General features: G+C 68.3%; 11 protein-coding genes. 6 read left to right on the plus strand and 5 right to left on the minus strand.

What is annotated here, in order from left to right:
• Positions 1–359 precede the first annotated feature (359 nt).
• Positions 360–2,714, plus strand: a complete 2,355-nt coding sequence (locus AC1RIF_RS25460) for an arylsulfatase (RefSeq protein WP_492604165.1) — start codon at positions 360–362, stop codon at positions 2,712–2,714.
• A gap of 557 nt (positions 2,715–3,271) precedes the next feature.
• Here the strand turns inward: AC1RIF_RS25460 and AC1RIF_RS25465 are convergent.
• Both AC1RIF_RS25465 and AC1RIF_RS25470 read right to left on the minus strand, forming a co-directional pair.
• Positions 3,272–3,532: a GlsB/YeaQ/YmgE family stress response membrane protein gene (locus AC1RIF_RS25465; protein ID WP_492604166.1), complete on the minus strand. Its 261-nt coding sequence runs from the start codon at positions 3,530–3,532 to the stop codon at positions 3,272–3,274.
• A 122-nt stretch (positions 3,533–3,654) separates the two neighbouring features.
• A complete protein-coding gene (locus AC1RIF_RS25470; protein WP_492604167.1) occupies positions 3,655–4,194 on the minus strand; it encodes a Dps family protein in 540 nt (179 codons plus the stop codon).
• A 184-nt stretch (positions 4,195–4,378) separates the two neighbouring features.
• On the opposite strand from AC1RIF_RS25470, the gene AC1RIF_RS25475 reads away from it, so the two are divergent.
• The 3 genes from AC1RIF_RS25475 to AC1RIF_RS25485 are packed head-to-tail and all read left to right on the plus strand — an operon-like array spanning position 4,379 to position 7,160.
• A complete protein-coding gene (locus AC1RIF_RS25475; protein ID WP_492604168.1) occupies positions 4,379–5,233 on the plus strand; it encodes a hypothetical protein in 855 nt (284 codons plus the stop codon).
• Positions 5,234–5,268: 35 nt separating this feature from the next.
• Positions 5,269–5,916 (plus strand): ArsR/SmtB family transcription factor, encoded by a 648-nt coding sequence (locus tag AC1RIF_RS25480; RefSeq protein WP_492604169.1) that lies wholly within the window; start codon positions 5,269–5,271, stop codon positions 5,914–5,916.
• Positions 5,913–7,160 (plus strand): MFS transporter, encoded by a 1,248-nt coding sequence (locus AC1RIF_RS25485; protein ID WP_492604170.1) that lies wholly within the window; start codon positions 5,913–5,915, stop codon positions 7,158–7,160. Before AC1RIF_RS25480 ends, AC1RIF_RS25485 begins: the two co-directional genes overlap by 4 nt.
• Before the next feature lie 63 nt (positions 7,161–7,223).
• On the opposite strand, the gene AC1RIF_RS25490 is transcribed toward AC1RIF_RS25485, so the two are convergent.
• The 3 genes from AC1RIF_RS25490 to AC1RIF_RS25500 form a co-directional block, all read right to left on the minus strand.
• Positions 7,224–8,396 (minus strand): thiolase family protein, encoded by a 1,173-nt coding sequence (locus AC1RIF_RS25490; RefSeq protein WP_492604171.1) that lies wholly within the window; start codon positions 8,394–8,396, stop codon positions 7,224–7,226.
• 71 nt (positions 8,397–8,467) lie between these two features.
• Positions 8,468–9,814 (minus strand): amidase family protein, encoded by a 1,347-nt coding sequence (locus tag AC1RIF_RS25495; protein WP_492604172.1) that lies wholly within the window; start codon positions 9,812–9,814, stop codon positions 8,468–8,470.
• A 52-nt stretch (positions 9,815–9,866) separates the two neighbouring features.
• The gene (locus AC1RIF_RS25500; protein ID WP_492604173.1) at positions 9,867–11,177 is read right to left on the minus strand and encodes a D-arabinono-1,4-lactone oxidase; all 1,311 of its coding nucleotides are present in this window, start codon (positions 11,175–11,177) and stop codon (positions 9,867–9,869) included.
• A 77-nt stretch (positions 11,178–11,254) separates the two neighbouring features.
• Here AC1RIF_RS25500 and AC1RIF_RS25505 point away from each other — a divergent pair, with 77 nt between their 5' ends.
• Positions 11,255–11,926 carry a TetR/AcrR family transcriptional regulator gene (locus AC1RIF_RS25505; RefSeq protein ID WP_492604174.1) on the plus strand — a complete coding sequence of 224 codons (672 nt, stop codon included), beginning with the start codon at positions 11,255–11,257 and terminating at the stop codon, positions 11,924–11,926.
• A 36-nt stretch (positions 11,927–11,962) separates the two neighbouring features.
• Complete coding sequence (locus AC1RIF_RS25510) at positions 11,963–13,141, plus strand: amino acid deaminase/aldolase (RefSeq protein WP_492604175.1); 1,179 nt, start codon at positions 11,963–11,965, stop codon at positions 13,139–13,141.
• The last annotated feature ends 4 nt before the right edge of the window (positions 13,142–13,145 follow it).

Below are 13,145 nucleotides of genomic sequence, written 5' to 3' on the forward strand. Positions count from 1 at the left end.
CCGGCATCTGCTTCCCACCACGTCCCATTGCACACCTCCGTGATCGAGGTGTTGCGACGACCGGTTGAATCCGCCCTATGTCAGACGGTCGGAATGCGAGAGAGTGTGCGAGTGGATCGAAAGCGCCGGCCTGAACCGGACTCTTCACGTATTCGTAACTGGCCGCCGAATTCTCCGAATCGTCGTGTGGAATTGTGTTCCAAACGATTCCGGCTTTCGTGGATGCCGTTGAACCCATCGGTGGTTCGATAGTCGAAGAAGGGGCGTCGCCGGACTCGCCACTTCGTTCACCCGCAAGCAGGTGAGGTGCCCGGTCGCGCGGCTGCCGACGTCGGTACCAGGAACGCAGGAGGCGCATCATGGCCAAGCCATTTCGGGGTGTCGTCAACGTCGATATCCGCGACTCGGTCCCCGATTGGTCTCCATTCGAGCCGCCCAAGGCCCCGGACGGAGCACCCAACGTCGTCTACATCGTGCTCGATGACGTCGGGTTCTCCGCGATGGGCTGTTACGGCGGACCGATCGAAACGCCGAACATCGATCGCATCGCCGCCAAGGGGGTCAGGTACACCCAGTGGCACACCACGGCGCTGTGCTCGCCCACACGGTCCTGTCTCTTGACCGGGCGTAACCACACGCGCAACAGCATGGCGTGCATCACCGAGGCGGCGATCGGATTCCCCAACGCATCCGGCACCATACCGCCGGAGAACGGAATGCTCTCGGAGATCCTGGGAGAGCAGGGCTGGAACACCTACATGGTGGGCAAATGGCACCTGTGCCCGACCGACGAGATGAACCTCGCGGCCACGCGTCGAAACTGGCCTACCGGACGAGGCTTCGAACGCTGGTACGGCTTCCTCGGTGCGGAAACCAACCAGTGGTATCCCGATCTGGTCTACGACAACCACCCGGTCGACCAGCCGCGTTCGCCGGAGGACGGCTACCACCTCACCGAGGACATCACGGACAAGGCGTTGGAGTTCATCAAAGACGCCAAGACGATCGCGCCGGACAAGCCGTTCTTCCTCTACTACGCGCCTGGCGCGTGTCACGCCCCGCATCATGCCCCGCGGGATTGGATCGAGAAGTTCGCGGGCAAGTTCGACATGGGATACGACGCGCTTCGCGAACAGACCCTCGCCCGGCAGAAGGAGCTCGGCATCGTCTCGGCGGACACCGAGCTTCCGCCGATCAACCCGATCGGCACCCCCGATACCCGGTCGGGCCCCGAGGGCGAACCGTTCCCGGAGCTCGACTACACCCGCCCGTGGAACTCGCTCAACGACGACGAGAAGCGCCTCTTTGCGCGCATGGCCGAGGTCTACGCCGGATTCCTCGCCCATGCCGATCACCACATCGGACGCTTGCTCGACTATCTGGAGCAGAACGATCAGCTGGAGAACACCGTGGTCGTGGTCGTCTCCGACAACGGGGCCAGCGGTGAGGGTGGCCCGAACGGGTCGGTGAACGAGATGAAGTTCGCCAACGCCGTACCCGACGATCTCGCCGAGAACCTTGCGAAGCTCGACGATCTCGGGAGTACCAAGACGTACAACCACTACGCCAACGGTTGGGCGATGGCATTCAACACGCCGTTCAAGATGTGGAAGCGCTACGAGTTCAACGGCGGAACCGCCGACCCCTGCATCATCTCGTGGCCGGCGGGAACCGCGGCACGGGGCGAGATCCGTGATCAGTACCATCACGCAGTCGACCTGGTGCCGACGATCCTGGACGTTCTCGGAGTCGACGCCCCCGAGACGATCAAGGGCCACGTCCAAAGCAAATTCGACGGTGTCAGTATGCGGAGCAGCATCGACGACGGATCCGCGCCGTCGCAGCGGAAGACTCAGTTCTACGCGATGCTCGGCTCGCGGTCGATCTGGCACGAGGGGTGGAAGGCCGTCACGACACATCCGACGCTCGCCGGCTGGGGGCACTTCAGCGACGATGAATGGGAGCTTTACCACACGGACGTCGATCGTGCCGAGGTGAACAACCTGGCAGCGGAGCACCCCGAGAAGGTTCGTGAGCTGGTGAACATCTGGTTCGCGGAGGCCGGGGCGAACGGGGCATTTCCACTGGACGATCGATCACCTGTCGAGATCATGGGCACGGCCCGACCCCAACTGTCCGAACTGCGCAACCGATACGTGTACTACCCGGACGTCGCCGCAGTTTCCGAATGGCAAGCGGTCAACACTCGCGGCCGGTCCTTCGTGATCGGGGCGCTCGTCGACATCCCGACACCGGGAGCCGAGGGCGTGCTCTTCGCGATCGGCTCCCGGTTCGGGGGCCACGCGCTGTACGTGAAGGACAATCGGCTCCACTACGTCAACAACTTCGTGGGCAGCGAAGAACAGATGATCGTCGGTTCCGAGGACATCCCGACCGGCACGGACCTGATTCTGTCCGCCTCGTTCGAAAAGGACGGACAAGAGCCCACATTCGCCACGGGAGTACTGTCCCTCTATCACGCCGACAGAAAGGTCGGCGAGGGCCGAATCAAGACTCAGATGGGGGCATTCGCGGTCGCCGGTGCTGGGCTGTACGTCGGCCGGCACCCGGGCGAAGCGATAACCGAGGACTACCCAGGCGAAGCACCTCACCGCTTCACCGGCGGCACGATCAATCGGGTCGCGGTCGACGTCAGCGGCGAGCCGTACCTTGATCTCGAGCGGGAGGCCGCCCTGATGATCATGCGTGAGTGAGGTCGATTCCGGTACTCCGTGAGTTATCGGATCTGCTGCCGGGCCCGAACCGGGCTTGTGGAAGGGATCGAGGAGGGCTTGGCCCCTCTCGGTTTCCGCAAAATGTAGTGTCACCGCACGGCGTCAGAATTTGACCGGATCGATCACCGCCGCGGTCAGCTGTCCAAGGTCGTGAGCCACGGGGCAACACCTCCCTCCGACACCGCGTACAAGGCGCGCCCACTTCTTCCGCAACGCGGGATACGCTCCGAATTCCGGCTGACCGCCATGCGACTCGCCTTGACCGGATCCGTAATCCTGACCGTGGGACTTTTCCTGGCCGCAGCCCTGCAGTCGCCCACGCACGAGACTGCACGCACCGCCTTTCGGGTCGGCGCACGTCCTGCGGTGTCGACCCGATCGGTCACCGGTTGGTTCGGTGATCGTCACCGAGACCGGTGTCGCTGTCGAGCGCGCTGTCGCGGCGAGTCCCACACGGCCGGCCGCTGACACCCTGCGTGGCTACCGGAGGCGGGCCCGTTCACCGAACGGGCCCGCCTCGTTTGTGTTCCGGGTCGTCAGCGGCGACCGGTCACGAGCTTCACCAGGAAAAGGAGGACGATCGAGCCGAACAGACACGTGAAAAAGCTGAACCACAGGCCGCCTCCTTCGACGTCGAGGAAAGCGCCGAGGATGAAGCCGCCGATGAGGCCGCCGACGATACCGACGACGATGTTGAGCAGAATGCCCATCTGTTCATCGGTCTTCATGAGCTTGCTGCCGATCCAGCCGGCGAGGCCGCCGATGATGATCCAGCCGATGATGGGGAGGGAGAGCATGGCGGTCCTTTCAGCGGACTGAGTGAGGGGCCTGAGGCGTGGGATTGAGGGAAGGGCCGGTCCGGGGGCCCCCGACGGGCGCCCGGACCGGGATCGGGTGGCTGCGGCGCTCGGTGTCGCGGTCAGCGCACGGCGGCCGCGGCCTTCTTCTCGGTGGGCTCGCCCTCGTTGGCGAGGCGGCCCCCGGAGTTCTCGAGGTGGGCACGGACGAACCACTGGAACTTCTCCAGCTCCGCCGTCTGGCCGATCAGGAGGTCCTCGGTGATCGGGTCGATCTCGCCGACCATCGTTATCGCCTTCCGGTTGCCCTCGATCAGACCCGTGTACACGAGATCGAGCGCAGCGAGGTGGGCCTGCGCGCTGTCGCGTCCTACGGAGTAGTCGTCCCACGACCGGTCCTTCTCGATCGCGCCGGGCGTGCCCTGGGGGGACGCACCCAAGGCGGCGATCCGTTCCGCGACCGTGTCCGCGAAGCCTCGGACCAGGTCCACCTGTGGGTCGATCATCTCGTGGACGCCGATGAAGTTGGGGCCCACGACGTTCCAGTGGACGTGCTTGAGCGTCAGGTGGAGGTCGTTGTAGGCGCTGAGTCGATTCTGGAGGGTGTTCGCGACCTTGGCACCCTGGTCTTCGGTCAGTCCGGGAACGGTGAAGTTCGGCATCGTCTGTCCTTTCGATCCTCGTGTCCATACCTGCGACCGTGTCGAGTTCTTTGTCACCTGCAGGATGTTGTCCTGTTCGACGCTACTACAAAATCTATGTTCTGCACGACAGATAAGTTGCGGCAGGTGAGCGCGATGCTTCGGAACCCCGATCGGAGGCCGGGAGCGGTGTCAGGATCGAGGGGTGGACGTCGAGGAAGTGGCCGACGAGCTGTACGGGCTGGACCCGTCCGAGTTCGTCGCGGCCCGCACCGGCCGTGTCGAGCAGGCGCGGGCGGCGAAGGATCGTGATGCGGCGAGGGCGTTGGCGGCATTGAAGAAGCCGACGACCGTCGGTTGGCTCGTGAATCTGCTGGCCCGCGACTCGCCCGACGACGTCTCCGCGGTCCTGGCGCTCGGCGATGCGCTGCGGCAGGCCCAGCGCCGCCTCGACCCCGCGGCGCTCCGTGAGCTCACCGATCAGCGGCAGCGGGTGGTGCGGGCGCTCGCGGAGCGCGCGGGACGGTTGTCCGCGGAGCGTGGCAGGACGGTGGGGGAGTCGGCGCTGCGGGAGGTCGCGCAGACGTTGCACGCCGCAATGGCGGATCCCGACCTGGCGCGGACCGTGAGGCGGGGGCGGGTGCTCGGCGCCGCGAACTACAGCGGGTTCGGGCCGGCCGCGCTGGCGTCGGTCGGTCCGGCGCGGTCGTCGGCGGGCGGGTCGAGTCCTCGGAAACGGTCCGGTTCTGCGGGTTCCGGTGAGGATGCGTGGGAGGGGGCGCAGGCCGAACTGGTCGCGGCTCGGGGCGCGGCTGCGGAGGCGCGGGAGGCGGCGGACGTCGCCGAGCGCGAGCTCTCCCGGCTCGCCGCGGAAACGGTGGAGATCGTGGACCGGATGAAGGCGCTGCGGCAAGACCTCGAGCATCTGGAGCAGCGGGACGTGTTCGTCCGGGAGTCGACTCGTGCGGCGACCGAGGCGGCGCGGTCGGCGCGGGGCGAACTCGAGCGTGCCCACCGCCGGGTCGCTGCGGCGGAGGCGGCCGTCGAGGGTCGAGACTGAGTTACGTATTCTCTTATTCCAAGGAGTGATGGAATATGAGTGTTTCCGGGTTCGATGCGGACATGTACGACCAGCTCGCACGCATCGCGAAGGCGATGGCGAACGGCAAGAGGCTGGCATTGTTGGAACTGCTCGCGCAGGGTGAGCAGTCGGTCGAGACCCTCGCTCGGGCGGCGGCGCTCAAGGTGACGAGTGCGTCCTCGCACTTGCAGATCCTCAAGAGTTCCGGTCTGGTGCGTACACGGCGCGACGGCACCACGATCTTCTACCGCCTCGCCGGGCTCGACGTCGCGCGGTTGTACGTGTCGATGAAGGACGTCGGTGCGGCGCACCTGCCCGGACTCGCTCACGGTGACGGTACCGAATTCTCCGACGAGCTTGCCGCACATATGAGTTCCGGTTCCGTCGTCGTGCTCGACGTCCGGCCGCGCACGGAGTTCGCCGCGGGGCACCTGCCCGGCGCGGTATCCATCCCGCTCGACGAGCTCGGCGTCCGAGCAGACGAACTTCAGGTCGGGACGCACGTCGTCGTGTACTGCCGCGGCGAACTGTGCGGAATGGCACGCGACGCCGCCGAACTCCTCCGGCGGCGGGGGCTGAGCGCGGCCGCGATGGACGAGGGGATCCTCGAGTGGCGTGCGTCGGGAATCGAACTCGCCGGGACCGGCGGAGAAGCCGCGTGACGGCCGAACGGACGCTCGCGGCGCCGGACCTCGGCACCAGTCAGCGCCGGATCCTCGCGGTCCTGGTCGCGGCGCAGATTCTCAGCGGCGCCGGCCTCGCCGCCGGGATCACTGTCGGCGCGCTGCTGGCCCAGGACATGTTGGGCGGCACCGGGCTTGCCGGGGTCCCGAGTGCCCTGTTCACGATCGGGTCCGCGGCCGCCGCGGTCTCCGTCGGCCGGATCTCGCAGCGCTTCGGCCGTCGACCAGGTCTCGCACTCGGCTACGGTGTCGGCGCGCTCGGCAGTGTGGGAGTGATCGCGGCGGCGGTCGCGGACAACGTCGCGCTGCTGCTGATCTCGCTGTTCGTCTACGGCGCCGGAACGGCGACCAACCTGCAGGCGCGCTACGCCGGTGCCGATCTGGCCGCTCCGGCCCACCGCGGCCGCGCGGTGAGCACGGTGCTCGTGGCGACAACCGTCGGTGCGGTCGTCGGACCCAACCTCGTGACGGTCATGGGTGATGTCGCCGAGGGGCTCGGAATCCCGGCGCTCGCAGGGCCGTTCATCCTGGCCGCAATCGCGTACGCCGCCGCTGGCACGGTGCTGTGGGTGATGCTGCGCCCGGATCCGCTGCTGCTGGCGCGCGAGATCGAGGCCGAGGCGGCGGACCTCGCGGCCGGCCCCGACGTCGAACCGTCTGCCGCGCGCACGTGGAACCCGTCGGTCGTGCTGGGCACGACCGTCATGGTCGTCACTCAGTTGGTCATGGTCGCCGTCATGACGATGACCCCGATCCACATGCAGCATCACGGGCACACAACCGGGGCCGCGGGTCTGGTCATCGCGATCCATGTCGCCGCGATGTACCTACCCTCGCCGCTGTCGGGCAGGCTCGCGGACCGGTTCGGCCCGCGGGTCGTGGCTGCCGCGGCGGCGGTGACGATGCTGGCCGCGGGTGTCACGGCCGCCGCCGCTCCGGCGCATTCGGTGCCGGCACTCGCGGTCGCGCTGGCGCTGCTCGGGCTGGGCTGGAATTTCGGGCTCATCAGTGGCACGGCGATCATCACCGATGCCGTTCCGTTGGCGACACGTGCCCGCACGCAGGGCACCGTCGATCTGGCGATCGCGATCGCCGGCGCGGGCGGCGGACTGTCGTCCGGCATCATGGTCGCGGCCACCAGCTACGGCTGGCTGGCACTGCTCGGGGCCGCGATCTCGTTGCTCATCGTCCCCGCGCTCGCCCTGCACGCCCGCCGGGTCTGACGAAACGGTGAGGGCGGCCGGGTCCTGTGCGGAACCGGCCGCCCTCCTACGGTGCGGAAGGTGCTAGATGCGCTCGTAGATGGTGGCGTTGGCGGTGCCGCCGCCCTCGCACATCGTCTGCAGGCCGAAGCGGCCGCCGGTGCGCTGCAAATGATGGACGAGCGTTGCGGCCAGGCGTGCGCCGGAGCCGCCGAGCGGATGGCCGAGTGCGATCGCGCCGCCGAGCGGGTTCATCTTCTCCGACGATGCGCCGGTCTCGAGCTGCCATGCCAGCGGCACCGAACCGAACGCCTCGTTCACCTCGAACGCGTCGATGTCGCCGATCGACAGGCCGGCCTTCTTCAGTGCGAGCGCGGTGGCGGGGATGGGGCCGGTGAGCATCTTGACCGGGTCGTCGCCGGCGACGACGGCAGTGTGGATCCGCGCGAGCGGGGTCAGGCCCAGGGCCTTCGCCTTCTCGGACGTCATGACGAGCACGGCGGCCGCGCCGTCGGAGATCTGCGACGCACTGCCCGCGGTGATGACACCGCCCTCGAGGAACGGCGACTTCAGCTGGCCGAGCTTCTCGGTGGTGGAGCCGCGGCGGATTCCCTCGTCGGCGGAGAACACGGTGCCGTCGGCGAGCGTGAAGGGCGCGATCTCGGCGTCGAAGGCGCCCGCGTCCTGGGCCGCGGCAGCGCGCTCGTGCGAGGCGACAGAGTACTCGTCGAGCTGCGCGCGGGAGATGTTCCACTGCTGGGCGATCAGCTCGGCGCCGACGCCCTGGTTGAAGCGGCCGTTGAAGCCGGGCGCCTCGAGCTGCGTGGCGTACCGCTCACGGGCGGGTCCGGCGGAATCGCCGGTACCCGGGACGTTCGAGGAACCGAGCGGAACCGCGGTCATCATCTCGACGCCACCGGCGACGATGACGTCGGCCTGGCCCGAGACGACCGACGCGGCGGCCATCGAGATGGTCTGCTGCGACGAACCGCACTGGCGGTCGACGGTCAACCCCGGAACCGACTCGGGCCAGCCGGCGCCGAGTACGGCCATCCGGCCGATGTTGCCGGTCTGCATGCCGACGCTGTTGACGTTGCCCCAGTAGACGTCGTCGACGATTGCCGGGTCGATGCCGGTGCGCTGGGCGATGGCGCGCAGGACGTGGGCGGACAGCTCCACCGCGTGCACGTCCGCGAGCGAGCCCTTGCGCTTGCCGATGGGGGTACGAACTGCCTCGACGATCACTGCGTCACGCATGGCGCCTCACTCTCGATGAAGTCGGTCGGATCTAAAGAGTTAAACAAATGTACTTCATTGGCCGAGGGGGCTCAGGAGCGGGCGACGATTCCGGCGCCGGTCATCCGGCCCGCCAGTGCGAGCACGTCCCGGTCCCGGCCGGACGGACCCACCAGGGACAGGCCCACCGGCAGACCACCCGGGGATGTCACGGGCACGGTCACCGTGGGCAGTCCCGCGACGGCCGCGACCGCGACGAGCATTCCGGTGGTCCGAAGCTTCTCCGCGACACGGACATTGCCGGGATCGTCGGCCGTCGACGGCGCCGGGGACGCCGACGTCGGCATGACGAGGACACGTGAACCCAGGTAGTCGCGGACGGATCGGCCGGCGGCGTCGAGTTCGTCGAGACTGCGTCGGTACGTGGATTCGGAGATCCTCGACGCGGCGAGAAAGTGGGCGCGGGCCTCGTCTCCGATCGACCCGGTGGCCGTCGACACCCACGCCCCGTGCTGTTGCCACGCCTCGTAGCCCTGCACGGTGGTCACCGCGTCGTACCAGTCGGGTAGTTCCGCGATGTCGAGTTCCTCCGTCGACAACGGCGGCAGTGCCGACCGCGTCCACGACGCGAGGGCCTTCCTGACCGCGGGTTGAACGTGCTCGTCCGCGACGGCCGTCATGCCGGGCGCCGTCACCGCCGCACCGAAGGGGATCTCCGCCGCCGGTGGCAGCAGCACGTCGCCGACGGCGATCAGGGTCACCGGGTCGGCGCACACCCAACCCACCCGGTCGAGGGTCCGCGAGAGCGGCATCATGCCGCGGGTGGAGACGGCGTCGTGCGTCGGGCCGAAACCCCACAGGCCCTGGTAGGACGCCGGGATCAGGACCGATCCGGTGGTGTCGGGACCCAGTCCGACGGACGCCGTGCCGAGCGCGACGGCGGTGGCCGCCCCCGATGTCGCGCCGCCCGGAATACGGCCGGACGCGGCCGGATTGACCGGCGTCCCGTAGGACGCGTTCACTCCGGAGTGGCCGAAGCCGAAGTCGACGGTCTGAGCGATTCCGGCCACCGCCGCGCCCTGCCGCAGGAGCCGGGAGACGCTGTCGGCGGTGGTCGCCTCGATGGGCGCCTGTCCCAGCCAGCGCGGATTCCCCGCGCCGACACGCTGGCCCTCGACGGCGAACAGGTCGGTCACGGCGACCGTACGACCCGCGAGTGGCCCCGAACCGGTGCCCGCGATCAGCGGATCACCCTGGATTCGCCACGTCGTCCTGTCGGCGGGAGTGGTGTCCCCGCCGGGCAGCGGCGGCACACCCGGGTCGCGGAGGTCGTCGCCGCATCCCGCGAGCAGTGCCGCGCTGCCCAGCGCCGCGCCGAGCGTGCCGGCCCGCAGCAGTGAGCGACGGTCGAGTCGAGGAGAATTCGGTCCGGTCGGCACGCCGCTCACAGTAGCGACGGGCCGACCGGATCCGGACGTTTCGAGCCTCGTGTCAGGCCAGAACCTGGCGGAGGTACTCGTTGTCGAACGTGCGCGAAGGGTCGTGCTTGTCGCGGACCGTGCAGAAGTCGTCGAACCGGGCGTAGGTGGGGCGCAGGTCGTCCGCGGTGCGGGCGTGCATCTTGCCCCAGTGCGGACGGCCGTCGACCGAACGGGCGATCGCCTCCACCGCGTCGAAGTACTCGCGGTGATCGCGACGATGGTACTGGTGCACGGCGATGTATGCGCTGTCGCGGCCGTTCGCGGTGGACATCCACACGTCGTCGCCGGGCGCGAAGCGGACCTCGACGGGGAACGCGATCCGGCAGTCGGACCGGCCGAGCCAGTTCGCGATCTCCCGGAGCGTGTCCTCGACGGCCTCCTGCGGCACCGCGTACTCCATCTCGCGGAACCGCACACGGCGCGGCGACGCGAACACGCGGTAGCTGCGGTCGGTGAACTCGCGGGCCGACAGTGCCCGCGAGCTGATCTGGTTGACCCGTGGAATCATCGCCGGGAACGCCGCCGTCAGTCGGTTGATGCCCTCGAAGAGGGTGTTCGACATCAGTTCGTCGTCGATGAGGCCGCGCACGCGTCCCACGGGCTCGAGTGGCGTGTCACCCGGCAGCCGCGTGTTCCTTTTCGTCAGCACGCGATTGGTGTGCGGGAACCAGTAGAACTCGAAGTGGTCGACGGCCGCGAGATCGTGTGCGAGCCCGTCGAGCGTCTCGTCGAGTCGTGCCGGTCCCTCGACGGCACGCAACGCGTACGCCTGCGTGACCGCGAGGTCGAGTTTGGTGATGATGCCGAACGCGCCGAGCCCGATCCGGGCCGCCTGGTAGAGCTCGGGGTTCTCGGTCTCGGAGCAATCCACGACCGAGCCGTCCGCGAGCACGATCTGCAGGCCGCGGATCAGCGTCGCGAGGCCGCCGAATCGCGCCCCCGTTCCGTGCGTGCCGGTCGAGAGCGCGCCGGCGATCGACTGGACGTCGATGTCACCGAGGTTGATCATCGCCAGCCCGCGCCCCCACAGCTGTTCGTTGAGGCTGCGCAGTCGGGTCCCGGCCATCACCGTCGCGATCGGACCGTCCGGCGTCGTGCGGACGGATTCGATGCCCGCGAGGTTGTCGAGACTCACCAGGATGCCGTCGGTGACGGCGACTCCGGTGAACGAATGGCCCGCCCCCACGGCTTTTACGCGTAATCCCCGCTCGGTCGCATCGGCGACCAGCGCGCTCAGCTCGGCTACCGATCGAGGTGTCTCGAATCGGTGAGGTGTCGACGAGTGGGTCCCCGCCCAGTTGCGCCACGTGTCCTGTGCCATTCCCGTCACTATTCACCTGGACGAGCGTCCAGGCAAATGAGACACGTTTTTTCCGGTTCTGGTTTTACGATCGGGGGATGTTGAATCGGCTTCCAGCGGAAGAACGCCGCGCCCAACTCGTCGAAGCGGCGCTGTCCATCGCCGAACGCGGCGGGATCGCAGCGGTGACGATCCGTGCTGTCGCGGAGGAAGCGGGCGTCTCGCTCGGCGTTGTGCACTACTGCTTCGAGAGCAAGGAAGCCCTGGTCGCGGCCATGGCCGAGAGTCTGGTGCTGCAGCTCAGCGCGGGGATGCGCGAGTCTTTCGCGTCGGTCTGGGACTCGCAGGAGCTGAGCGGTCTGCGGGATCTGCGCGAGGTGCTGCACACCGGGCTGACCGGGATGTGGCCGCTGGTCGAAGCCACCGCGGATCGCCAGTTGCTCACCTACGAGATCACCGCGTACGCGCTGCGCCACCGCGCGGCGGGTGCGCCGCTCGCCGGGAGTGTCGCGGACGAGCAGTACCGAACCATGGACGTCGAGGCCACGGTGTTCCTCCAGGAGAGCGCCCGCAGGACCGGGACCACGTGGACCGAGCCGGTCGAGGCGATCGCGCGGTTCGCCCTCGCCGTCATCGACGGAATCGTCCTGCGCTGGCTCGTCGACCGCGACAGCAACGCCATCATCACCGAACTCGACGACCTGGTGCGCATCGTCGCGAGCAAGGCGGTCGAGGGAAACTCGGATCTGGACAATCGTTCAACAGAGTGATCGACTGGTCCGGACGCCTTCGACGAACGGACTGATGTGACTGCTGCGATCGACCGACTCACCGCTGCCACGGCTCATCTCGATCCGCCGCTGGCGGCTCTGGACCTCGCCACCCTGCAGGTCAACGCCGCCGATCTCGTGCGGCGCGCCGCCGGCACCCCGGTGCGGGTGGCCAGCAAGTCGGTGCGGTGCCGTGCGGTGCTCGAGGTGGCGCTCGGGTCCGGGCTCACCTCGTCCGGAGGGTTCCGCGGCATCATGTCCTACTCGCTGCGCGAGGCGATGTGGCTCGCACGGCAGGGCGCCGAGGACGTGCTGATGGGTTACCCCACCGTCGATCGCGTGGCCCTGGCCGAACTCGGCGCCGACAGCACCCTCCTGGATCGCATCACCCTGATGGTCGACGACGTCGCACAACTCGACCTCGTCCGGTCGGCGGTCGGATCCGGGAACGTCCGTCCGCGAGTGTGTCTCGACGTCGACGCATCGTTGCGGCTCGGCCCGGCCCATCTCGGGGTGCGTCGCTCGCCGCTGCGGGAACCGGACCAGGTGGCGCGGCTGGCACGGCTGGCCTCCGACCGGGGCTTCGCCGTCGTCGGGGTGATGTTCTACGAGGCTCAGATCGCGGGACTGCCCGACAGCAGTTTCGCCGTCCGCATGGTGAAGAAGGCGTCGGCGTCCGAACTCGCCACGCGCAGAACCGCGGTGGTGGACGCGGTCACCGCTGAGGTCGGGAAGCTCGAGATCGTCAACAGCGGCGGCACCGGCTCGCTCGAGGTCAGTTCGGCCGACGCCGTGGTCACCGAGGTCACCGCCGGCTCCGGTCTGTACGTGCCGACGCTGTTCGACCGGTACCACTCGTTCACGCCGCGTCCGGCGCTGTTCTTCGCGCTGCCGGCGGTCCGTAAGCCGACGCCGAGGATCACGACGTTGTTCGGCGGCGGGTACATCGCGTCCGGTCCCGCCGGGAACACGCGGGTGCCCGCCCCGGTGTGGCCCCGCGGGTTGAAGCTGCTCCGCAACGAGGGCGCCGGCGAGGTCCAGACGCCCGTGACCGGCGCTGCCGCCGCCGAACTGGCTGTGGGCGACCGGGTCTGGTTCCGCCACGCGAAGGCCGGTGAGCTGTGCGAGCGGTTCACCGAGGTGCACCTCGTCGACGCCGACGGCTCCGCGACGTCCACGCCTACCTATCGCGGTGAGGGCAAGTGCTTCGGGTGACCGC

This window comes from Prescottella sp. GW823-FHT02E09 (genome assembly GCF_058797375.1).

Coding starts and splice junctions, on each gene's coding strand:
- AC1RIF_RS25460 (WP_492604165.1), top strand. CDS start 360: ATGGCCAAGCCATTTCGGGGTGTCGTCAACGTCGATATCCGCGACTCG.
- AC1RIF_RS25465 (WP_492604166.1), bottom strand. CDS start 3,532: ATGCTCTCCCTCCCCATCATCGGCTGGATCATCATCGGCGGCCTCGCC.
- AC1RIF_RS25470 (WP_492604167.1), bottom strand. CDS start 4,194: ATGCCGAACTTCACCGTTCCCGGACTGACCGAAGACCAGGGTGCCAAG.
- AC1RIF_RS25480 (WP_492604169.1), top strand. CDS start 5,269: ATGAGTGTTTCCGGGTTCGATGCGGACATGTACGACCAGCTCGCACGC.
- AC1RIF_RS25490 (WP_492604171.1), bottom strand. CDS start 8,396: ATGCGTGACGCAGTGATCGTCGAGGCAGTTCGTACCCCCATCGGCAAG.
- AC1RIF_RS25500 (WP_492604173.1), bottom strand. CDS start 11,177: ATGGCACAGGACACGTGGCGCAACTGGGCGGGGACCCACTCGTCGACA.
- AC1RIF_RS25505 (WP_492604174.1), top strand. CDS start 11,255: ATGTTGAATCGGCTTCCAGCGGAAGAACGCCGCGCCCAACTCGTCGAA.